The following is a 23,087-nucleotide window of genomic DNA, read 5'->3' as shown; positions in this document are numbered from 1 at the left end:
GCGTAACTTCGCCTACTCTTAGCGAGCTTTATTCAATAACTTCATATTAGGAATCACCTATGTCATCGCTATCAGATTATTATAAAAAAATTGCCAATATCAGTGCGGCTCTATTAATAACCACCATCGCGCTGTCAGCGACTGGCTGTAACACCACGCAAGAGTTTAAGCCGACGGCTAGCGTGATGGTTGGCGCGCATAAATCGCTGTAACGCCAGCACTGTCGATTACTATATTTAGCATGCATACATTCAGCCATCTTTTTATATAAGTAGAACCTACCATGTCCTCGACCTTACCCTTACCTGCTAGCTTCTTACGCCTTGCCTGCGCTTTGGCGATAGCAACTACCCTTGCCGCTTGTCAGACTAACAGCGTTGGCACTACTTCGTCAGCGGATGGAAACGCACTTGTCCAAAGCCCAGACAGCAAGGAATCCCAGCCATCGTCAGCGTTGTCTATGGATATGTCAGGTCGGCATGAGTATCAGTTAGCAAACGGTCTAAAGATCGTGGTAAAAGAAGACCACCGCGCACCCGTCGCCATGACCCAGATTTGGTATCGAGTAGGCTCGACAGATGAGCCGCTTGATAAAGGCGGCATCTCGCATTTGCTAGAGCATATGATGTTCAAAGGTACCTCTACTGTATCAAGTGACGACTATGAACGCCTAATCGCCAAATTTGGGGGCGTTAACAATGCCTTTACCAGTTATGACTATACGGGTTATTACGAGCTATTCCCAGCCAACCGTATGCCACTGGCGCTAGAGCTTGAAGCCGATCGAATGAAAAACTTAATCTTTGATGACAAAGAATTTACCAAAGAGCACCAAGTGGTCATGGAGGAGCGACGCCAACGTACTGATGACAACCCACTTGCTAAAGCTTATGAATCATTTCGATTGTTGGCGCTACCTGATAGCCCAAAAGGCGAATCTGTCATTGGCCCTATGAGTGAGCTTGAATCCATTACGCTCCCAGAGCTAAAAGCGTGGTACAAGACTTGGTACGCACCCAACAATGCAACCTTGGTGATAGTTGGCGATGTTGACCCAACAGAAGTGTTGGCGCAAGTCAAACGCTACTTCGGTGATCTCAAACCAAGCAATCTGCCCAAACGCCCTGCTGTCAGTCAAAAGGGCTTTCGTGGTTATCAGCAAGTTGAGTCTGAACAAGCGGTACAAGTACCGGTTTTGCTGATGGGTTATAACGTGCCCAGTCTCGTCACTGCCGGCACAGCCAATGAAAAACAAGCTTACGCGTTATCGTTGGCACAAGACGTATTGGATGGTGGTCTGTCTGCTCGCTTAGAGAGCCGACTGATACGCGAACAAGGCCTGCTCACCACAGTTGGCACCTCTTATGACTTGCTCGATCGCGGTGATGGACTGTTTTTAATTCAAGCGACGCCGCGTGAAGGTGTCAGCTTAGAACAAGCGCAGCAAGCCATAATTTCTGAAATAGAAAAGCTCAAAACCGATCCCATTGCCGATGATGAAATCAGTCGCGCCAAAACCAATACAGTAACTGGACTGGTCTATGCCCAAGATAGCATGGAGGGTCAGGCGCGCATGATTGGCTCGCTACAGTCTATCGGTCTCGATGACAGGCTGCTTGCCGAATTACCAGCCAAGCTCGATGGTGTCAAAATCTCTGATATTCAAGCGGCCAGTAAAAAGTACTTGGTCAAAGATAATTTGACCGTCATGCATGTGATACCGCCTACTGAGCAAGCGTCTAAAGAAAAAGCATCTACAAAGCAAATAAGTCAAAAAACGGTAAGCAAAAATCAATAATAACAACGTGCTGTCAATATTTTCACTGATAAGACAATGCTAAAGACCTTATTAATAAGAAGAAAGCCATGACTCAGACTACTTTTCTCATGAATATAAAAAGAAGCCCTTTAATGTCATTAGTAAAGCGCGAATTTAAACCTCATTTCGAACCTCGTTTCGAACCTGGGTTTAAGCAGCGTTCCTACTTGAGCCTAAGTATATTATTAGGTTTGACGATATTGACGACCACCGCTCAGGCAGATACCACTGGTAGCGAAGACTTTCGTACGCCATCATCTGCCGTTGATATAAATGCACCAATAGCCGCACTATCAACACTCACAAGTGTCGCTGATGCCAAGCCATTAAAAGTCACAGTGCCAACCATTCAACCGTTCAAAACCAAATCTGGCGTTCCTGTGCTTTTTGTACGCACCACCGCCCTGCCCATTGTTGATATTGATTTACGCTTTAATGCAGGTAGTGCCCGAGATGGCAGCATACGCAAAGCCGGTTTTGGCATTGCCAATATGACCGCTACGATGTTGGAACAAGGCTCTAAAAGCTTAGATGAAAATGAGTTCACCCGCGCTGTTGAAACCTTGGGAGTGAATTTGAGCAGTAGCGCCTATAAAGATATGTTTATCGTCTCGCTACGCAGCTTATCCGATGACAAACATCTACTGCCTGCCGTCGACTTGATGACTCAAATGCTGAATGAGCCAGCGTTTGATGCAGATATCCTAGCTCGTAACAAAGCGCGGTTATTGGTCGGTTTGCAGCAGCAAAAACAAGACCCCAATAGCCTTGCGAGTATTGCTTTTAATGAAGCTTTATATGGCGACCACCCTTACGCCCACCCTTCCGTTGGCACACTCGACAGTGTACCGACTATTGAAAGAAAAGAATTAATCGACTTCAAAAATCGCTATTTGGTTGCGGCAAATGCTTCTATCGCGATGACAGGCAATCTGACTTTAAGCCAAGCCAAAAAACTTGCTGACAATATCACTGCTGACTTGCCGGTCGGTCAAGCCGCGACAACGCTACCTGAGCCCAAACCACTGACAAAAGCGCAGCATATTCACATTCCTTTTCCCAGCACCCAAACGACCGTACTAATGGGACAACTGGGCGATAAACGCGCCACCGATGCTATCGCACAGCAGAAGCAAACTAACTTTGCCGTGGGTAACGAAGTGCTGGCAGGAAGTGACTTTAATGCGCGGCTGATGACTGAAATCAGACAAAACCTTGGCTATACCTATGGTATTTCAGGCTCAATGAGTCCGATGCTAGCGCGCGGCCCTTACCAGATTGGTTTTTCGACGCGCAATGATAAAGCGCGCGCTGCTATTGATGCCAGCTTAGACGTCATCAATGATACTTTGGATAATGGTATTACTAGCACTGAGATGCGCTTGACGACCGACAATTTAAAGAACAGTTTTCCGATGGGCTTTGCCAGCAACGCCGGTATCAATAGCTTATTGGGAATGATGAATTTTTATCAATTGCCCAATAATTATCTGACCAATTATGTGAGCCGTATTGAGCAAGTACGATTACCAGAGGTCAATGAAACCATGCGCGATACGCTCAAACCTGATAACTTTTTGATTGTCACTGTTGGACAAGAGGATCCTTGGAAGGCCGATAAATAGTGATTATTAATAATAATGAAGATCAAAAAAAGCACTTATAAAAGTGCTTTTAGACAAATTATTAAAGATAGCTATTGGCAGTAACTATTGAAAGTAACTATATGAAATACAAGAAGAATAGACAATAGAAAAATAAAGGATGACGTTACAAGTACTAACTATTATGTAAAGTCGTCAGCTTAGGTTACGTTAGCTAGTGATGGTGATGTTTACGTCATAGCTTAAGCGCGTGGGTTTATGAGTTGCCCCGACATAATTTAAGCGAATCACATGTTTATCATAAGATTGAACTTGATAAGGACCATTGGCAAAGTTATGCATGGTTGGGACAATTAATAACGTCTCGATTTGATCGCTATTAATATTAATATCGATGCTTTGACCTGCTTCTGGGTATAAATAATAGTCACAATAATCTGATATCAAGACCTCAGCCGTACGGACGATAGTGTCATCATCGACGTTTTTTTGCAGCAGTTTTGGACATATATCAGGACGTTTAGCGGCGAGAAGCGCATAAGAATTTCTGATATTTTCTTCGATATCTTCTGCATCCGAAGCATTTGCATTGGGCAAGCTATTTTCAGAAGCAGGGTCTGGACTGCAAGCACTAACACACAGAAGAGACAAAACCACTGAGCAACATAACCCCGTATACATCTGGGTTGAGCGCAAAGTGCTTTTTTTAGGTTTGTCTGATTGACTCAATCTTTCTACTGCTGAGTACCGCTTTTTCATAAATCCCGCTTACAGCAAACGATGGTGTATTATTTTTGACATAATACACCATCATTTGTTGCAATAGAAAATGGTTTATATACGTATGAGTATAACTGGATAATTATATTCGTTTTTACGATAATATCGGCTTTATCAATAGCGACAGGAAGAGCTGCTGCTGGCATGATTAAAGCCCCATTTGCGGTATCCATCAGTATCCAAATGGATAGCGCCTGTGGAATACAACCCCAACCCAAAGTTATGAGACTGACCTTGATATTGCCAGAACTGACATAAGCCATCTTGCATGGTGCTGAGCAGCCATAAATTGTCTTCGTACTCAGGCACCCAAATATCTATAGCGCCTGCGGTCATATGTTTGCTGCTACTTGCCCCGCCAGCACAGTCATTGAGTCCAGGACTGCGATATACCGAGCGTATCTCAGTACTAGCGGGTAAAATACCTTGGTTTTTTAGCTCACTATACAGGCGCAATGTGGGCACGACATTGGCCCATAACTCTTGCGGCGGCAGCTGATAAGGCTCATAGCCACATTTATCCCAACTGCGTGCCGTCGTGAGTAATTGAGACAAGGGCGGTACATTACGAGCACCCACTCGCGCATTTAAATAGCGTTGATAGTCGGCAACTTGGCTCGCTCGGTAGCTATTGCTGTTTAGCCAGCCGTTAAAATCTATACTGGTAAAATTATTATAAGTATTATTACTGGTACTGTAAGTAGAGGGATAGGTGGTACTGTAGCTAGGCGCGCGTCTATTGATGTTGACGCGTTTGTTCTCTTCAATGGATACACTGGCATCAAAATTGAAATCGCGTTGTTTTTGCTGAATCAAGCCCTGCATGCTATCGCCAGTCACCACATTTGCGCCACTTAGCCTTGCTCCACTTAACATAGTAACACCAGAGTTATATGTCGCATTAGTAGAAGGCTTGATATAGGGATTACTGCTACTATTATCGCTACTATTGCCATGACGGACTTGAATGCGGCGCTCACTGCTGTCGCTCACGATAGCCGCATGAACGCTGATACTACTGGCACAAACCAATAAGGCAATAATAGGCTTGTGAATCTGCCCATAGACATGGTTTTTTTTATTGATCATTGCAAGAAACACCCGCTAAAAACGTTTTACCGATACTATCAAATTTTTAGCAAGCAGGCTAAACTATCGCATCTAATTCTTAGCGACCTATTCGTAATTAACACTTATCCTTATAATCTTCATAGTTACGTGACTTTATTACTAATGTGTTACTTTATTGGTTAGCATCTATTAGAATGAATACCTTATATTTATTGATTAATTATTTTTTTGTGTCAAATCAGACTTCTCTTTTACGCCAATTGCCAGCCACATTTTGCCTATGTCTTCTAATCCGCAATACCGTTTTTCCCGTCAGAGCCACCATTTAGGTCAGGGTCATGCACCGACGCTATGGCAACGTATTCATATTGACCCATGGTTGACCCTGCTTTTATTGACGGTTTGTTGTATTGGTTTAACGATTTTATATAGTGCTTCGACCCAAGATGGGAGCATGGTCATACGCCAGATGATTAGCTACGGGGTAGCGTTTGCCGTCATGTTTACCATGGCTCAGATACCGCCCAGCATTTATCGTAGCTTTACGCCTGTTTTTTACGTTCTAGGACTCGTACTATTAGTATTGGTAGATATTATTGGCGAGGTGCGCATGGGTGCACAGCGCTGGATTAACCTGCCAGGATTCGGCAGCGTGCAGCCTTCAGAATTTATGAAACTTGGCATGCCGATGATGTGCGCTTGGTTTTTGTCTAAGCGCGATCTACCTCCTTCAGCCTCAAGTATCGCCATTACATTAGCGTTGATTATCGTTCCGGTGCTATTGATTGCCAAAGAACCTGATTTGGGTACTTCGCTGCTGGTTGCGGCCAGCGGCATTTTTGTGCTTTTTTTAGCAGGTCTGTCATGGCGAATGATTTCAGGAGCGGCCATCTTAGCGATACCGCTTATCGCCATCGCTTGGAATTTTTTGTTACATGACTATCAGCGTACCCGAGTATTGACATTGCTCAACCCGGAAGCGGATGTGCAAGGTGCTGGCTGGAATATTATTCAGTCCAAAACCGCCATTGGCGCAGGGGGGCTGACGGGTAAAGGCTATTTGGAAGGCACACAGTCGCATCTACATTTCTTACCAGAAGGCCATACTGACTTTATTATTGCCGCGTTTTCTGAAGAATTCGGTCTGTTGGGCGTTATGTTATTGATGTTCGTGTATGCCTGTCTACTCACACGCGCCTTATATATTGCTTTTACCCATACCGATGTTTATAGCAGACTATTGGCAGGCGCGGTCGCCATGTCGTTTTTTGTCTATGTGTTCGTCAACGTCGGTATGGTTGGCGGTATTTTACCTGTTGTTGGCGTTCCTCTACCTTTCGTTAGCTATGGCGGCACGGCAATCGTCACTTTGATGGCAGGCTTTGGGTTATTAATGTCCATTCATACCCATAAATCTAACTAGAGCATGGCTTTAATCTTAATATGAGAGAATGAAAAAACACTATGTCGGTAACAGCTAAAAAGGCGCTATTTTATGGCGTCCTTTTTTAAAGCCTACATGAAATTTTGGACTTGGAATGTCTGTATAAACACGCCATACGTGACTCTTGAGAGTATCAAAAATGCAAACTATAGCGACTTATTAATTAAAAAATAGCAGCCTTAATATCCAAAAATTAGAATATTAAGATAGAATTTAAGCAGTTTTTAGGAGCTAATAATTCGTTTTATTTGTAATTAATGCTACATATTCTTTGATATTACCCATCGTTTATCATAGCCATATTCCACCTTAAACTACTAATATAGTTAGAAAAAATATCTCTATACTACAGCTTTTTTCCTCTAAAACTCCCCCTATTGTTACTCTACACTGATAGGTTTTAATCCTTGTTTTTTACAAATAATTGCGTTAACCTCGTTTTATTGTGTTTTGCTACATAACCCGTACAGAGCTACTAACAAACTTAGCATTTAATTATATTTTAGTTATAGCTCATCCGTATAGTTAGCAAATCCGAGATTTCAGACTTTCAAATCGACTACTTAGTTAACGCTTTAATAACAAAGTAATACGTAATACACTTTAAAACGTTTATTAATTTAGCAATACATGGAAGTTTGTTTATCGGATATGATAAATGTCGGTACTGACCATTGAAACTTTAGTTATTTAACTATGAGAGTCGGTACTTAATTAATGTTGTTAACTATCATTTGAGCACATCGTAAACGTTTCAGTCATTTACTACTGCAACGCATTTATGATAACAAAATGAAAATTATCATATGTTAGACCCTATAAAAGCCATCTTTTGCATCAATCGTGATTAGAATAACCGATTGATATATAGGCTTTAGAGCTTGCGACACGATTAGATTGGTCTAAGTCTGTCACACTCGATCTAAGATTTTTAGAGTTAGGTTTTAATGTATAAGTTATAGAGGTATTTATGAATAAGCGTTTATCTGGTTTACTTACAATGTCAGTATGTCTATTTGCTGGCTCTGCAGTCGCATCTAATGCCAATGCGGTAGAAGCAAAAACCACCCTTGCAATGATTTCGCAAGATAACGCCTCCCATATCGACCGTGTCCTCGGTGAGCTTAGTCGTCAACATGACGGTGCTTCAAGCTTGGTTAAGTCTGCCCGTCAGCCTACCTCATTAGCACTTAGCAGCTCACTATTAGCGAGCGATACCGCTCAAGTAAGCAATGACGAAGACGTGCTAGAGCGTTTAACAGCAGTCGCGTCTAACTCAGTGAGCAAATTTAAGCAAACCGGTTTGGCATCTTGGTACGGCCGTAAATTTCATGGTCGCAAAACGGCCAGCGGTGATACATTTGATATGAATGCCCTGACAGCGGCTCATCGTTCACTACCATTAAATTGCTATGTCAAAGTCACCAATAAGACCAATGGCAAAAGCGTCGTGGTAAAAGTCAATGATCGCGGTCCATTCCACGGTAACCGGGTAATGGATTTGTCTTATGGTGCTGCTAAGCAATTAGGTATCACTAACAAAGGGGTTGGCAACGTCTCGATTGAGCGTGTTTCAGGACCCTAGTTCTAAACCTACAGTTTTATAACTAAAGTTATAGCTAAAACGAAAAAAGCGCCTAACCACGATGAGTTAGGCGCTTTTTTATGTCTGACATTTATCTTTTTTAATATAAAGCTATAAGCCTATCGCTTACAACTCAAACGCACTTTCGATAGCATCGTCAAGACGTTCAACGGCAATCACATTAATGCCTTTAAATTGAGGAGAATCCTTCGCAGGTGCGTTAGCTTTAGGAATAATAGCGTGCTTGAAACCATGCTTCATCGCTTCTTTCAATCGTTCTTGACCGTTAGGTACAGGGCGTATCTCTCCAGACAAGCCTACTTCACCGAACACGGCTAAGGATGAAGGCAAGGGCTTTTCTTTGATACTTGAAGCACAAGCCAATAATACAGCCAAATCAGACCCTGTCTCTATGACCTTGACGCCGCCAACCACGTTGACATACACGTCTTGTCCACTGGTATGAATACCGCCGTGACGATGCATGACGGCCAGCAGCATGGATAAGCGTTGAAAATCTAGCCCCAGCGCCATACGTCTAGGTTGACCTTGCGAATCATCAACCAACGCCTGTACCTCGACCAATAGCGGTCTCGTACCCTCACGACTGACCATAACGACCGATCCAGCCACGGGCTTATCATAACGGCTCAAAAATATCGCTGACGGATTGGCGACTTCTTTCAGTCCCATATCGGTCATACCAAAAATACCGAGCTCGTTAACCGCACCAAAACGATTTTTGACGGCGCGAATCATCCGAAAGCGGGAGTCTGACTGTCCCTCAAAATACAATACCGTATCAACCATATGCTCAAGCACGCGTGGCCCTGCGAGCGTACCTTCTTTAGTCACATGCCCCACTAAAAATAGCGCAGTGCCCGTCTGCTTGGCATACCGTGTCAAAATAGCCGCAGATTCTCGAATTTGACTGACGCCGCCCGGTGCAGAATTGATGGCATCTGTATAAATAGTCTGAATAGAGTCAATAATAGCAATGGCTGGCTGCTCTTGAGTTAAAGCCGCACAAATAGTCTCGACGTTGGTCTCGGCCAATACCCGAAGTCTGTCAGCAGGCAGATCCAAACGTTTGGCACGCATAGCAACCTGAGCCAGTGACTCCTCGCCGGTCACATAAAGCGCACTACCTGCCAGCGAATCAGCACGAGCCATATTGGTCGCTGTTTGCAATAAGATAGTCGACTTACCAATACCGGGGTCGCCGCCTATTAATACGACAGATCCGGCAACCAATCCACCGCCAAGCACACGATCAAACTCGCTAATGCCAGTGGGCAAGCGCGTATCTAGGCCGACGCTGACAGCATTAAGCGGCATGACCGCACTATGAGTGCCTGCATAGTTGCCAGCGGGTGCACCTGTACTACGAGACACCGCTCGACTAGCATTAGGCTTAGCAGTATTCTTATTATGATGCGGCATACTGACGTTTGGCGCTTCAACCAAGCTGTTCCATTCCCCGCAATCCGTACACTGCCCTGCCCATTTGCCAAAATGCGCCCCGCAATGCTGACAGACATAACTGCTTTTATTTTTTGCCATAATGTATGAGCCTTATACAGACGATCAATAATAAAATATCAGAATACTTTTTTAAGTGTTTATATGAGAATAATTGTATGAAGAAGCCGTTAAGATGACAGGCTGTGTAGCAGGGATAATAACGAATAGGGTATGAATTATGGTCGTTGACACAAAAGATAGCTGAGACTTTATGCCAACTTATAAAAACAGAAACGAACGTGAATAGTGGTTAACTTACTGATTTATACCTGAAAATCTTTACCTAGGTACACAGATTTCACCAATTCATTATCTAAAACATCGCAAGCTGTACCTTCAGCAATAATGGCACCTTCTGAGACGATATAAGCTTTTTCGCAAATAGCGAGCGTGTCGCGGACATTATGATCCGTGATTAGTACGCCAATACCACGATTTTTTAGCGTTAATATCACATCTTTAATATCACCAACAGAGATAGGATCAACGCCCGCAAAAGGCTCATCGAGCAAGATAAACTTCGGATCAGCTGCTAGGGCACGGGCAATCTCGCAACGGCGACGCTCGCCGCCCGATACACTCATTCCCAAAGATTTGCGTACATGTCCTAGATTGAATTCACCGATTAGTTTTTCAAGCTCTTGGCGCTGCTCATTGGCCGTCAATTCTGTACGCGTTTGTAAAATAGCTAAGATATTGTCTTCAATAGACAGTTTGCGGAAGATAGAGGCTTCTTGCGGCAAATAGCCAATACCAGCACGAGCACGCTCATGCATGGCATATTTGGATAAATCCATGTTGCCTAAGCTGACGCTGCCTTTATCCATGTTAACCAGTCCGACGACCATATAAAAACTGGTGGTTTTACCGGCACCATTAGGGCCTAATAATCCAACCACTTGACCTTGATCAACAGAAAACGAGACATCTTTGACGACCCAACGTTTGCCATAGCGCTTACCTAAGTTCTTCATACACAAGCGCGCGACAGGCTCAGCGTTGATGGTTGGGGCTAAAGGGTCAAGATTTTGGTTATCACTCATAACTTACTCATAGTGTTATCGAAATTTAAGCGCTGCTACAGACTGGTTTGTACAACTTAGCGTACACCGCTCTGGCTATTACTGTTGCTGGGCGGGAAAACCAACTCCACGCGCTGATTGCCGCCAGCAGTCGCTTCTACATCACCCGCCTTTAAGCTATAACGAATGACATTACCTGCGAAACTGGCACCATTTTGTACAAGCTTTGCATTGCCAGTCAACGTGATAATACCAGTGATGGCATTATAATCAATTTTATTGGCCTGACCTTTCGCCACACCTTTTTCTTGGGTAACTACTTGTTGCATAGTGGCTGGACGACCGGTCGCTACTGCAGAGTTGATACTACGACCCTGTGATAAGTTGACCGTAATATTATCTGCGGTCATCTTAAACGTACCTTGAGTAATAACCACACCACCAGAATAACTCGTGACGCCGGTACGTTCACTATACGTGGCTTTATCTGCCAACAGCTTGATCTGCTGGTTGGCGTCTGATGGCAGCGCATGACTGTATAGTGGTAACGCTAGCAACATCATGACCGATAGCGTGCGCAGACGAGGAGAGACTTGAATCGAGCGGGTCGATAATAAGCGCAAAGTAGGCAAAAATTTAGATTTCATAAATATTACTCGTTTTATTATTAGTAGTAGGATTTGCAAACTTTATGCTAACGATAGTCAATTCTATATTAATCGGACACGGTCTCAGGTTATTAGAGTCACTCGGCGTACTATAGATAGCACTTTCGCTCATCTGTCCTGTCTCTCAATTATTCTGAACCAACTATATTGTTTTAATGCTTTTTGACGTAATCATTTACTGTAAAAGGCAACGGTGATTAAAACAAGGCTTTGTCTTGACGGTCAGCAGGAGAAAAATTCACAGCGACCTGACCGAACTCATATTCTCCAGTCTCAAGATTGGCTTTCATACTCGATGCTTCAAATCGATTCATCCCTTGTTCAATCTTGACCGCTTCATCACTATAAACTTGACCTGACTTGGTATTGCCTTTAAGAGTATTACCCGTCACTTTGATGGGTTCAATATCTGATGCGCCATCAGCTTTATCTTCACTAACTAAGGTAAAGCCACCAGACAAACTCAGCTCTCCAGTCTGTTGGCTAATAGCAGCACTACCCGCTTCGATACGATAGCGCTGCTCATCTGAGGGCTCCCAATTCATCGTAATACCGGACATCTCATCCTCATTAGTCACCGGATTGTGTGTCAACGATTCAGCGGTAAGCTCATATTCCGTTTCGCCTTGCTCATTGGTTTGCACCGCCTTGATGTCGGTCGCTTCATAATCAACATCCGTCGCTTCCATACTGACTGGCGGTGATATATCTCCTTGCTGCTGAAAAAACCAGCCAGCAATACCAGCAATAATCAACGCTAAAACTATTAAAACACGAGTATTCACGACAAGTTATCCTGAGTTTGTGCCTCATCAAGCGTATAGTGCGCGATAAAGTCTTGATAATGACCGTGACCTTTTAAGATAAGATCACATATTTCACGAACTGCCCCCGTACCGCCTGCGCGGGTGGTGACCATGTCGCTACGCTTAATCACTTCGGCATGAGCATTGGGCACCGTTGCCGCAAACCCCACGGTTTGCATTGCTTTAATATCTGGCAAATCATCGCCCATATAAGCACAATCAGCCGCCGTAATGTTGAGTGCCGGGTCAAGGGTAGATAACAATTCATTTAAGGCAATGAGCTTATCATCACGTCCTTGTACCACATAATTCACACCCATCTCGACAGCGCGCTTATCCACCATGGCGCTGCTACGACCCGTGATAATAGCAGTCAAAATGCCATACCGTGCTAACGACTTAACGCCGACACCATCGTGTACCGAAAAGGCCTTAGTCTCAATACCATTGGCGTCATAGATAATTTGACCATTGGATAAAATACCATCAACATCCAGTACCAATAGCTTCACTTGTCCGGCTTTTTTTATTAAGTCTTGCATGAGTCATCCCTTCTTAAAGACTTTTTGGCTCTTATTTATGTAGCATTATTTTTTTAAATGCATAATGCTTACTTAACACCCGCTTGTAGTAAGTCATGAACCGTAATAATCGCTTCCAAGCGATCTTCGTCATCGATAATCAATAGCTGGCTAATGCCGTTTTCGTTCATGACACTCAAAGCGTCTGATGCGCGCATGCTTTTACTGATGCGACGTGGGTCGTGTACCATCACATCGCGCATCGGGGTTTGTAGATCAATGCCTTTTTCTAAGCCACGGCGTAAGTCACCGTCTGTAAATACGCCGACAACTCTGTCATTATCATCAATGACCACTGTCATACCTAAACGCCCAGCAGACATGGTAAAAAGCGCCTCTTGCAATGGGGCTTGTTGATTGATAAGTGGCAAATCTTCTGACTTAGTATGCATCAAATCTTCGACGCGCGTGAGCAGTTGACGACCTAACGCCCCTGCTGGATGCGATAAAGCAAAATCCTCTGACGTAAAATTGCGCGCATGCACTAAAGCCACTGCCAAGGCATCGCCTAGCGCCAATGTAGCGGTGGTGCTAGAAGTGGGCGCAAGATTTAGCGGACAGGCCTCCTGCGATTTACCCAAAGTCAATACAATGTCAGCTGCGCGCGGTAACATGCCACGCTTATCACGGCTGATACTAATCAGTGGAATATTTAAATGCTTAACCACAGGCAGCAGCATTTTAATTTCGTCTGACTCGCCAGAGTTTGAGATGGCCAGCAACACATCGCCTTTCACCAGCATACCTAGGTCTCCATGCCCCGCTTCACCAGGATGCATAAAAAAAGCGGGTGTACCAGTAGAGGCAAAGGTCGCAGCGATTTTGCGCCCAATCAATCCTGACTTACCCATACCAGTCACCACTACCCGACCTTTACAGGCCAAGATAATATCGCAAGCCTGTGCAAATCTATCGTCTATCTGCTCTGTCAGTAGTGCTAACGCCGATATCTCGGTATTGATGGCTTCGATAGCGGTACTAATATATTGCTCATGGGTCAGATTGCTTTGGCTATTACTCATGCATCAGCTCTATGTTTATAATGAATCGATAAGATATTTTACTATACTCTGAGCAATATTAATAATGCCCCGCAAAACCCAATAGCAACGTCAAATCGATATCAATGTTTAGTAGTTATTATACGTCTATTTATACAAAAAAAACCCACTATAGCAGCAGGTTTTGATTAAGTATATCAAGTCGAGATAACGCATCTATAGGCAAAATACTTCCTGTCTATGATCGGTTATTTATTATCAACTTAGTTGTTATCATCAGACTCGTTATTTGGCTTACTTTCGAAGCTCGCACTGTCTGCTGGCGTCTCAAACCCACGGTCTTGACCAAAACCACCACGTTCAAAACCGCGATCTTGACCTTGTCCTAAACTACCACGCTCAAAGCCGCGATCTTGACCTTGGCTAAAGCCACCACGGTTGAAGCCACTACGATTAGCAGCAAAACCGCGCTCTTCAAAACCACTGCCGCTAGCAGGATTACTACCACGTTCAAAACCACTACCTTGATAACTGGTTGGCGCGGCACTCTGAGGCTGAGCGGTAGTGCCTGTCGCTGTGCTACTACGCGGGTTACGCGCTGGTACAACCGTCGAGATGGCATGCTTATAAACCATCTGGCTCACGGTATTTTTGAGCAACACGACATATTGGTCAAACGACTCAATCTGACCTTGCAATTTGATACCATTAACTAAAAAAATAGAGACAGGAATGCGATCTTTGCGCAGCGAGTTCAAGAACGGATCTTGTAAAGTTTGTCCTTTTGACATGAAATCTCTCCTAAATATTATATAATTATGTTTTAAGCGCCAATTATTTTAAGTGTTGATTCAATTATAATGGCTAAGAGTAGATACAATAATAAGTTTTATTTATAAAACGTATCTAAATAAACACTGGTCCTTCTTAAGCGATTCCACTTTATCGTGAATACATTATTATTGTAGATAATTAAGTAACTACTTGTTTCATAAACTGTTTTTATCAACAAACGTCAATTAATAATAGTTAATAAAGCAATGGCGATCGCGCAAAATACACCACTTTACTGAATTTAAATTATAACAGCTATTAACGTTGTATTTTGAAACTAATTGTCATTACTTTCTAGTGTGTTTATGAAGCGTTGCTGCTATGTTGTGTTTCTAATAAGATGGAGCAAAATCAAGACAGACTTTAAAGCAAATAACGCCTTTAAGAATGGCTAAAGCAGATAGTTTCTTGCCTCTGCCATTGTTGTGAATGCTTTAATCTCTAACGTATGGTTCATAGAGTCATTTGCATCATCAGCAGAGTTGGGATTTATTGCTACTGGTGTCGCAGTACTGGGCAGTTGCATTACTTTGCGAAGCCAAGTGTACTGGCGCTTTGCTAGCTGTCTTGTCGCATATAGTGCCTTATTTTGCATTTGCTGACAAGCAAGCACCTCGGTTTGGCTATCGGCCAAACTTGATTCAAGAAGAGGCTGAGACGCTTTATCTTGTTGTAATTTATTACTTAATGAACTGTCTAATTCGCCAAAAGCCTCGTAAAACAACGCCTTGTCTAAATGCGGCTGTTCAAATATTGGATGATTAGTATGCACGAGATATTCTAAGACTTGCCGATAGCCAACGCAGCGCATCGACGGCAAATTCGGTGTTAGTGGATACTGCTCAAGCAGCCTGATTACTTCAGCCACTAGACCCTCATTCCACATGATGTCTAGACGCTGCTCGATACGCTCATGTAACCATGGGCGATCAGGCATCACTGCCAATACATGCCAGTTCTGATTGGGATTATGGGCCAATGCTTGTTTGGGCTTTCGCTGCCAGTCACTAATTGGGATATCTGTTTGCAAATACACTTCAATAGCGCGGGTAATACGCTGAGTATCAGTGGCATTGAGGCGCTGGTGGCTCACCGCATCAACTTCACCTAGATAGTCATATAGCACACTTATACTTTCATCTTGTCGCCATTGCTCCACCCGCGCACGGACGCTATCATCGCTATCTGGTACTGGAGATAGCCCATCTAATAGCGCCATGTAATACATCATGGTGCCGCCAATGAGCAAGGGTATTTTGCCGTTTTCATGACAGCGATCAATCAGACGAGCAACATCATTAACGAATTCTGCAACGCTATAGCTCTGCGTCGGGTCAATAACATCAACTAAATGGTGCGGATAACGCGCCAGCTCCTCCGTCGTAGGCTTGGCTGTACCGATATTCATGTCGCGGTATATCAGCGCTGAATCTACTGAAATGAGCTCATAACGCCCTGTATCATACAGCTCATAAGCCAGTGCTGTCTTACCGCTCGCGGTTGGTGCCATCAAGCACACCACGCTATTATCTGCCAAATTGGGATTTAGGCGATAAGACGAGCTATCAGACGAATGTTGCATAAAGTTGCCTTTACCAATAATGTTTTGGGTAACAGAAATAGAATTTAGTTATTTTTTTTATTCACAGACGAGAGCATTAACGCGACTAACTGCTGACTGTCTATCGTTTTGAGTGCGTTATTAATAAGTAACGAGTCGATATCAGCTAAGAATACTATCAAATCTTGCGCTGACATTTGCGCGCTCACGGTAGCCAGTTGCTGATTAATATATGCTGCACTATCTATCGACTTGCCCTCTAATATTTCCCCTTCTTTGGAAAAATTATTGCTAAGCACTTGTGACTCAAATAATGAGCTTAACATCGACTGCCAATCTGCTGCACTGATGAGTAAACATTGCCCGTGATAGTAAAATAATAACCAAGGCAGTGATTTATTATCGATGTCTTTAGCATAAGAAGATTCGATTGCTAGGTTATTTAAGCTCGTAATGATGTCTAAGCAAACTGGTAAAGACTCGCTTGTTAGTAACGAGCTACTTAGAATATTAGCGTTATTGGTTGAAACTGGACTTAATAATTTAATACTCTTCGCTGAAGAGTCATCACTATAGAATTTTCCTGAAAGACGCTCTTCTAAATTTTGCGAAAAAGCTTTACTTACTGACAACTGATATGGCTGTCTGGGTGCTTGTACTTGCTGGCTTTTGGTTAAACGAATGGTAGATGATGTCTGTTCCCTTTCAGCAGCAAAGGCGTTATATATAGGTAGACGATTATCTAATACTTGACTATCATCATTAGCAGAATCAATGGTCTTTTTGCTAATAATCGTTTTAAGCTTTGTCCGAATATCATGACTTAGATGCGCCATGATATTGTTGAGCGGACTGATTTTGATGCGCTGTTTGGATGGATGTACATTGATATTGAGCCACTCGGTTGGCAAATCAAAATAAAGCGCGTAGCCAATACCTGCCAGCTGAGTACTTTGGGCAAGTTGGCGCAATTGATTGCTAACCAAGGCTTCTTTTACTAGCCTGCCATTTACATAGATTAGCTTTGGTAAAGTATCCTGCGAATGAGCGATAGGCCACAACCAACCATTAATGCTTGCTTGAGCGCCAAAGCTATTGCCAGCATACTCTGCAGGTGACTGCATCAAGCTGCTGAGATCTATCGCTATTTCTAACGCATTATCCATTAGTGATGACCCAGTCGCTTGTTCAAGACGCGATAATGGCAGACGATTTATATTACTATGATTGTTGTTATCGACAGACCTTGAAGACAGCGACAGCCGCTTTTTATTATCATGAAACAGCGTCAGTGCCACATCTGCTCGCGCCAGTGCGACTTCACGGACTATTGTCTCAATATGACCAAACTCGGTCGCGATAGACTTTAAATTACCGCGACGGGCTGGCACGTTAAAGTATAAATCCTTTACGGTAATGGTCGTACCACGATGATGCACAACGGGTATGAGCTTTGGCACATCGTCCAATACACCAGCAACTTGCAACTGACGACCGATGCCACTGTCATCGTGGCTACTGGTCAAGGTCAAACGAGAAACTGCTGCCGTCGCTGCCAAGGCTTCCCCGCGAAAGCCTAACGTTGTAATACCATGTAAGTTAGCGACATCCGCAACTTTACTGGTCGCATGACGGGTAATGGCCATGACCATATCATCGGGATGAATGCCCGTGCCATTGTCCATCACTTCAATCATTCCCATGCCGCCTTGGGTAATATGAATTTCAATATTACTCGCACTAGCGTCAATCGCATTTTCAAGCAGTTCTTTGACCACTGCGGCTGGACGCGTGACCACCTCACCTGCTGCTAATTGATTGATGAGCAACGGCGATAATTTTTTGATGCGGCTATTGGAGAGATTATCTGGCATTAATGGATGTCATACTTTTCTATAGTCTCAGCAGCATTAACGGGGTCTAACCTAAATTTTAAGAGAGGATAAATCTAAGCCTTGTGCTTGGCCCGCCTTCGATAGTCGCAGCTCAACTTGACGAGCCTCTTTATCTATATCAGCGCTGTTGGCTTGCGTCATATCGATAAACATAGTCGGCGGTGGTAAGTAGCTGTCCGCACGGCTGGCCCATTCGATAATGACCAGCGCATTTGGTTCATCGAGATACTCATCGAAACCGATAAAAGACAGCTCTTCTGGGTCTTGCAGACGATATAAATCAGCATGATAAACAGGCTTAATTGAGTCGTCATTTTGCTCGATGCTATAAGGTTCCACTAAGGTGTAAGTCGGGCTTTTAACGGCACCCGAATGTCCGAGCGCTTGCAACCAATAACGCGTCAGCGTGGTTTTACCTGCGCCCAAATCACCCGCTAGCCAGACACTACCGGATAGTGGTAATGCCGCCAATTGTGCCGCCAAACGCTGAGTATCGGCTTCAGAATACAGCGTCAACATTTTTACGTTTTTGTCTTCCATTGTACTATTAAGCATCAGGCTTACCTGTCTGTACTTGCGTATGTACCTGCATAGTCACGGATGGATTGACAAAGCGCTCACCGCGAATCAGCTTGGTATACAACTCGGTGTCATGCCATTCAGCACTCACTTGGTCGCTGAACTCAAATTCTTCTAAATTAAGCTCGCCCATTTGCGCGTTTGCCACATCATCAGCAAAGCACTGTGCGTAACCGGTTGCCGTCTCATGGGCAATCACCGAGTAAACGCTGACATCAGACTCACCGTTTTGCATTTGGGTTTGTTTTAGAATTTCTTGCGCCCAAAAGAATATCACGCGCGAGAACTGCTCTGCGGACGGCGAGACTGGCAAACTTATCCAGCGTGCGCTGAACTTTTTACAAGCCTCAATATACTCAGGATCGTCCTTATTCCAAAAGCAAATGGCATGATCAAAGCTGTCGATGATGTCTTTAATCGAAGACTTTAATAAGCCAAAATCATAGACCATTTGCCCGTGATCTAAACGCTTGGCTTCTAGAATCAGCTCAATCTGATAGCTATGACCATGGATAGAATGCTTGCAACGCTCAGAGCTACAGTTACGCACGATATGAGCATTTTCAAATTTAAAAAGTTTACGGATACGCATAATAATTTTGACCAAAACAGTAAGCACTATCGTGCTAAATATTAATAACTAAAGGTTTGCCACAGCGAATCATTGGCTTGTCGCTTATTATAGCAAATTGGCATGTATCCGTAAGTAAGCACTTATTAATAGCAATATTGGCTAAATAAATCTATTGCCTACAACGTCTATTTATAAAATACGAATTTAAGGCATAGCATCGACAAAGGCAGGGTTGGATCGAATCGTAGGTGAATTGTGCAGAGGCTATCTATTACCTACCCTTCAGCCTATACTCAATCCAGTACGCAGCGTTTGCGGCCATTGTAGCAATATCGCCTACTAGTCAGCTAATTTGGCTTAGAGGATGGTATAAGCTACCTAAAAAGGAAAAAAAATCATGAGTAAAGGTCAAGATAGTAAGAAGAATGTAAAAAAGAAGCCACTGTTAACGGCAAAAGAGAAAAAAGCGGCTAAACAATCAAAGAAAGAAGACAGTGGTAGTATTTTAGGTAAACATTAATATTCAATGCACCACTGTGCTAATTGAAACCCTATTAATTAAAGCTATGCCAATCGAACCTCAAGGTTTGATTGGCATTTCTTATATTTGATTGGCATTTCTTATATTAGATTGGCATTTCTTATATTAGATGATGCTTTGATACTAGGGTGTATCCTCATTTTAAAAATAGTCATAAAAATGAGATAAATCGCCGTCAAACGAGAAAATAGCGCAAATAATATCGGGATATTAGTCAGCTGTTTGACGGTGTTCGGCAAAATTTAGCCATTTTTAGACCATTTAGATACAATCGAGTGAATTGAAGATACGCCCTAAGTACTGCGCGGTGCAAACATAATAATCGCCATCCCTAACAGCGCGACCGCCGAACCCACTATATCCCACGTGGTTGGTCGAATACCATTCACCGTCCACAACCATAAAATCGCCATCACCACATATACCCCACCATAAGCTGCGTAGACTCTACCCACAGCCGTTGGATGTAATGTCAGCAACCAAACAAAAGCGGCTAAACTAAGCACGCTGGGAACAAGCAGCCAAATTGACTTACCTTCTCGCAGCCATAGATAAGGCAGGTAACAACCGACAATCTCAGCTAATGCTGTCAGCGCAAAAAGGCCAACCGTCTTTAATTCTGTCAAACTTACCTACTCCCCACCTACTACTCTTCTAATCTAACAAAACCAGTTAGGTATTGTACGGTATTTCCCAAAATAATCACTCTATCTCTATCACCTCTTATAAAAGACTATTTTGTCTGACATTACAGTCAAAATCACAGTAAAATCTATCATAGCAAACCTCTTAGATAACCGTCTATCGAGGTCATACCGATCTATTGAATAGGGATTTAACGTAATGATGCGTATTGGCTTGTTTTTATTGACCAACTTAGCCGTGATTGTGGTGTTTAGCATTGTATTTGGCATACTATCCAGATTTTTTGGGATTGGCGGTGTGCATAGTGCAGGTGGTCTTAACTATGTCAGTCTTGCTGTTATGTGTGGTATCTACGGTATGGTTGGCTCGATGGTGTCGCTATTTATATCAAAGTGGATGGCTAAAAGATCAACGGGTACGGTGGTGATAGAATCCCCTCGTAACTCGACTGAGCAATGGCTAGTCGATACAGTAGCCAAACAAGCGCGAGCAGTAAATATCGGTATGCCTGAAGTCGGTATCTTTAATAATTCGCAGCCAAATGCTTTTGCGACTGGTTGGAATAAGAATAAGGCGCTGGTAGCTGTATCGTCTGGTCTACTACAGAATATGACAGCCGATGAAGTTGAAGCGGTATTGGCACATGAGATTGGTCATGTAGCCAACGGTGATATGGTAACCCTTGCCCTTATTCAAGGCGTGGTCAATGCCTTTGTGATGTTCTTTGCACGCATTGTCGGTAGCTTCGTTGACCGTACTGTGTTCAAAAACACCAGTGATCGCCCAGGTATCGGTTACTTTATTACCAGTATTGTGATGGATATCTTACTTGGGTTTTTGGCGTCTGCTATCGTAATGTGGTTTTCACGCTTACGTGAATTCCGTGCGGATCAAATGGGGGTAAAACTTGCCAGCCGCGAAAAAATGATCAGTGCGCTTGATGCGCTTCGTCCTTCTGCACAGCGACCTGACCAGATGCCTGAGAGCATGAAAGCCTTTGCGATCTCGTCTGGGCAAACGCAAGGCTTTAGTATCGCGAATCTATTCCGCTCACACCCCACGCTTGATGACCGGATTGCGGCGTTGCGGAATTATAATCCTAGTGAGAGATAATAAGAAGATTGATGAATTAACTCCTAATTTGCTATCTCTTAGCAGATTAAGTGACATACTAAAACTTACCTATGATTTATATGTACTGCAGAGATTTTAGACATTTAGTGATTTCCTCTATTATCTCTTCATAACCATCTATTTTTTGTTCAACTTCGAGAAAATTTGTACCGGTATCTTTACAATAATTTCTTGCTGCGTTATAGATTGAATCTTGCATTTGATAGTTTTCAATCAAATTCACTGTTTCGTCGTATACACGATTTCTTTTTTTCTGTAATGTACTCCAATCATCTTCACTTACTTTTATAAATACTAATAAATCGGGAGCGGCTAATAGTTCTGCATCTAATTCAGCAGTTCTCTTAACAACTTCATAGTAGGCATTTTCTTTTGAAATCAACCAACTAAAAGACGGGTCGTTAATATAATATTTAATCAATACATCATAGAAACTGTCAACGAAGACTAACTCTTTCTCAGATATTAATGCAGCTTTCTTATACTCAGGAACTCTAGCAGATCTAAACCAATTCAAAGCACTAAACTGATCTAGGTTATCCTCTTTAATCCAACTTGGCCAAAAATCCTCCTCTGGCTCTAGAAAGTACTGGCTACTACAATTTTCAGCTATTTTTGCTGTTAACGTACTTTTGCCACAAGAAGGCAACCCACAAAAGACAACTAACATGAAGTATCCTTTTTATCGGCTATACGCCACATTTCTTCAAATTCAGATAGATACATATGAAATAGTCGACCAGGATTTTTAACTTCATAAGTAACAGTGGATGAACTTCTGGATTTTTTAATTATTGAATAATGTCCTGTAAATAATGTATCTCCTAGACGATATATCATGACTGGTAAACTTTGTTCAATAAACCTAATTTCAACATTTTCAATACCTTCAAAACTGGCTAATATATTCGTACATAATGTTTGGTAATAATCTTTAACGTGCCCTTCGTTAAGAGCTTGACTCTTTGATGCTTCAGTATCTGGATTAACTAGTAAAATTCTAACATTTATAGGATTTTTACCCTCATTTCTTCTTTTTATTATATCTAAAGCTTGATTTGAAAACCCTGATAGCGAATAACCTGTAACATCAATCTCATTAGACGTTTCTAATAATTTCTCATATATACTCACTAAGGCTCTCTGACTATGTATTTCCTTTAAGCCATAGCTCCTAATGTTAGACAAGAGTCTATCTTCAGATGTCTTAATAAACCTAACCCATAAGGTGCTAAAGCTTACAAGAGAGCTAGCTATTAATGAAGTTCCAATTGCACGTGGAATTTCATCAAAAAAAATTAATATTAACCCTAGTATCAGTATTGAAATATTTAAGACTAGTAGTGAAGTAGTAGAATTAAATAACTTACGAATTGTTTCATGTTCATCTAAGTTAAAACTAGCCATATTTAATCTTAA

At 42.8% G+C, this 23,087-nt stretch carries 22 protein-coding genes and 1 pseudogene; 7 read left to right on the top strand and 16 right to left on the bottom strand.

The window, feature by feature from the left end; all coding sequences use genetic code 11:
- Positions 1 to 59 precede the first annotated feature (59 nt).
- From AAEY80_RS02600 to AAEY80_RS02590, 3 genes are all read left to right on the top strand, one after another.
- On the top strand, positions 60 to 212 hold the full coding sequence (locus tag AAEY80_RS02600; RefSeq protein WP_156915594.1) for a hypothetical protein: 153 nt from the start codon (positions 60 to 62) through the stop codon (positions 210 to 212).
- Positions 213 to 283: 71 nt separating this feature from the next.
- Entirely contained in the window at positions 284 to 1,798 is a 1,515-nt protein-coding gene (locus AAEY80_RS02595) for a M16 family metallopeptidase (protein WP_350587846.1), read from the top strand.
- A gap of 68 nt (positions 1,799 to 1,866) precedes the next feature.
- Positions 1,867 to 3,444: a M16 family metallopeptidase gene (locus AAEY80_RS02590; RefSeq protein ID WP_201632858.1), complete on the top strand. Its 1,578-nt coding sequence runs from the start codon at positions 1,867 to 1,869 to the stop codon at positions 3,442 to 3,444.
- 189 nt (positions 3,445 to 3,633) lie between these two features.
- Here AAEY80_RS02590 and AAEY80_RS02585 read toward each other — a convergent pair whose 3' ends face one another.
- Both AAEY80_RS02585 and AAEY80_RS02580 read right to left on the bottom strand, forming a co-directional pair.
- Positions 3,634 to 4,182, bottom strand: a complete 549-nt coding sequence (locus tag AAEY80_RS02585; protein WP_025651234.1) for a hypothetical protein — start codon at positions 4,180 to 4,182, stop codon at positions 3,634 to 3,636.
- Between the two features lie 135 nt (positions 4,183 to 4,317).
- Positions 4,318 to 5,292, bottom strand: coding sequence for a D-Ala-D-Ala carboxypeptidase family metallohydrolase (locus AAEY80_RS02580; RefSeq protein WP_025651235.1), 975 nt, complete (start codon positions 5,290 to 5,292; stop codon positions 4,318 to 4,320).
- A gap of 262 nt (positions 5,293 to 5,554) precedes the next feature.
- Between AAEY80_RS02580 and rodA the strand changes: the two genes are divergently transcribed.
- Positions 5,555 to 6,697 carry a rod shape-determining protein RodA gene (gene rodA / locus AAEY80_RS02575; protein WP_201567187.1) on the top strand — a complete coding sequence of 381 codons (1,143 nt, stop codon included), beginning with the start codon at positions 5,555 to 5,557 and terminating at the stop codon, positions 6,695 to 6,697.
- 1,264 nt (positions 6,698 to 7,961) lie between these two features.
- Positions 7,962 to 8,303 (top strand): annotated as a pseudogene (locus AAEY80_RS14970) (septal ring lytic transglycosylase RlpA family protein); the annotation flags it as partial.
- A gap of 126 nt (positions 8,304 to 8,429) precedes the next feature.
- On the opposite strand, the gene radA reads toward AAEY80_RS14970, so the two are convergent.
- The 11 genes from radA to AAEY80_RS02515 form a co-directional block, all read right to left on the bottom strand.
- Positions 8,430 to 9,866: a DNA repair protein RadA gene (gene radA / locus AAEY80_RS02565; RefSeq protein ID WP_025651238.1), complete on the bottom strand. Its 1,437-nt coding sequence runs from the start codon at positions 9,864 to 9,866 to the stop codon at positions 8,430 to 8,432.
- Between the two features lie 224 nt (positions 9,867 to 10,090).
- Positions 10,091 to 10,870 carry an LPS export ABC transporter ATP-binding protein gene (lptB, locus tag AAEY80_RS02560; RefSeq protein ID WP_025651239.1) on the bottom strand — a complete coding sequence of 260 codons (780 nt, stop codon included), beginning with the start codon at positions 10,868 to 10,870 and terminating at the stop codon, positions 10,091 to 10,093.
- Positions 10,871 to 10,926: 56 nt separating this feature from the next.
- Positions 10,927 to 11,412, bottom strand: a complete 486-nt coding sequence (lptA, locus tag AAEY80_RS02555) for a lipopolysaccharide transport periplasmic protein LptA (RefSeq protein WP_173239370.1) — start codon at positions 11,410 to 11,412, stop codon at positions 10,927 to 10,929.
- 302 nt (positions 11,413 to 11,714) lie between these two features.
- Positions 11,715 to 12,302 (bottom strand): LPS export ABC transporter periplasmic protein LptC, encoded by a 588-nt coding sequence (gene lptC / locus AAEY80_RS02550; RefSeq protein WP_025651241.1) that lies wholly within the window; start codon positions 12,300 to 12,302, stop codon positions 11,715 to 11,717.
- Positions 12,299 to 12,865: a KdsC family phosphatase gene (locus AAEY80_RS02545; protein ID WP_025651242.1), complete on the bottom strand. Its 567-nt coding sequence runs from the start codon at positions 12,863 to 12,865 to the stop codon at positions 12,299 to 12,301. Before AAEY80_RS02545 ends, lptC begins: the two co-directional genes overlap by 4 nt.
- Before the next feature lie 68 nt (positions 12,866 to 12,933).
- Entirely contained in the window at positions 12,934 to 13,926 is a 993-nt protein-coding gene (locus AAEY80_RS02540; protein ID WP_025651243.1) for a KpsF/GutQ family sugar-phosphate isomerase, read from the bottom strand.
- Between the two features lie 242 nt (positions 13,927 to 14,168).
- Entirely contained in the window at positions 14,169 to 14,696 is a 528-nt protein-coding gene (gene hfq / locus AAEY80_RS02535) for an RNA chaperone Hfq (RefSeq protein WP_101212658.1), read from the bottom strand.
- A 434-nt stretch (positions 14,697 to 15,130) separates the two neighbouring features.
- Positions 15,131 to 16,321 carry a tRNA (adenosine(37)-N6)-dimethylallyltransferase MiaA gene (gene miaA, locus AAEY80_RS02530; protein ID WP_201584169.1) on the bottom strand — a complete coding sequence of 397 codons (1,191 nt, stop codon included), beginning with the start codon at positions 16,319 to 16,321 and terminating at the stop codon, positions 15,131 to 15,133.
- Positions 16,322 to 16,365: 44 nt separating this feature from the next.
- Entirely contained in the window at positions 16,366 to 18,174 is a 1,809-nt protein-coding gene (mutL, locus tag AAEY80_RS02525; protein ID WP_350587845.1) for a DNA mismatch repair endonuclease MutL, read from the bottom strand.
- Between the two features lie 51 nt (positions 18,175 to 18,225).
- Complete coding sequence (gene tsaE / locus AAEY80_RS02520; protein ID WP_101212661.1) at positions 18,226 to 18,750, bottom strand: tRNA (adenosine(37)-N6)-threonylcarbamoyltransferase complex ATPase subunit type 1 TsaE; 525 nt, start codon at positions 18,748 to 18,750, stop codon at positions 18,226 to 18,228.
- The gene (locus tag AAEY80_RS02515; RefSeq protein ID WP_173239306.1) at positions 18,743 to 19,366 is read right to left on the bottom strand and encodes a 6-pyruvoyl trahydropterin synthase family protein; all 624 of its coding nucleotides are present in this window, start codon (positions 19,364 to 19,366) and stop codon (positions 18,743 to 18,745) included. The genes tsaE and AAEY80_RS02515 overlap by 8 nt, the downstream gene beginning before the upstream one ends.
- A gap of 379 nt (positions 19,367 to 19,745) precedes the next feature.
- Here AAEY80_RS02515 and AAEY80_RS02510 point away from each other — a divergent pair, with 379 nt between their 5' ends.
- The gene (locus AAEY80_RS02510) at positions 19,746 to 19,868 is read left to right on the top strand and encodes a hypothetical protein (protein ID WP_264673009.1); all 123 of its coding nucleotides are present in this window, start codon (positions 19,746 to 19,748) and stop codon (positions 19,866 to 19,868) included.
- 314 nt (positions 19,869 to 20,182) lie between these two features.
- Here AAEY80_RS02510 and AAEY80_RS02505 read toward each other — a convergent pair whose 3' ends face one another.
- Positions 20,183 to 20,515, bottom strand: a complete 333-nt coding sequence (locus AAEY80_RS02505; RefSeq protein WP_025651249.1) for a YnfA family protein — start codon at positions 20,513 to 20,515, stop codon at positions 20,183 to 20,185.
- 217 nt (positions 20,516 to 20,732) lie between these two features.
- On the opposite strand from AAEY80_RS02505, the gene htpX reads away from it, so the two are divergent.
- Positions 20,733 to 21,647: a protease HtpX gene (gene htpX / locus AAEY80_RS02500; protein WP_201578280.1), complete on the top strand. Its 915-nt coding sequence runs from the start codon at positions 20,733 to 20,735 to the stop codon at positions 21,645 to 21,647.
- A 76-nt stretch (positions 21,648 to 21,723) separates the two neighbouring features.
- On the opposite strand, the gene AAEY80_RS02495 is transcribed toward htpX, so the two are convergent.
- Both AAEY80_RS02495 and AAEY80_RS02490 read right to left on the bottom strand, forming a co-directional pair.
- Entirely contained in the window at positions 21,724 to 22,338 is a 615-nt protein-coding gene (locus AAEY80_RS02495) for a hypothetical protein (RefSeq protein WP_201576275.1), read from the bottom strand.
- Positions 22,332 to 23,075: a hypothetical protein gene (locus AAEY80_RS02490; RefSeq protein ID WP_201576278.1), complete on the bottom strand. Its 744-nt coding sequence runs from the start codon at positions 23,073 to 23,075 to the stop codon at positions 22,332 to 22,334. Before AAEY80_RS02490 ends, AAEY80_RS02495 begins: the two co-directional genes overlap by 7 nt.
- Positions 23,076 to 23,087: the final 12 nt, after the last annotated feature.

Origin of the sequence: Psychrobacter sp. 78a-MNA-CIBAN-0178 (assembly GCF_040309625.1) — a bacterium.
Lineage (GTDB): Bacteria > Pseudomonadota > Gammaproteobacteria > Pseudomonadales > Moraxellaceae > Psychrobacter > Psychrobacter okhotskensis.
This window is presented reverse-complemented; position numbering and strand designations above follow the sequence as displayed.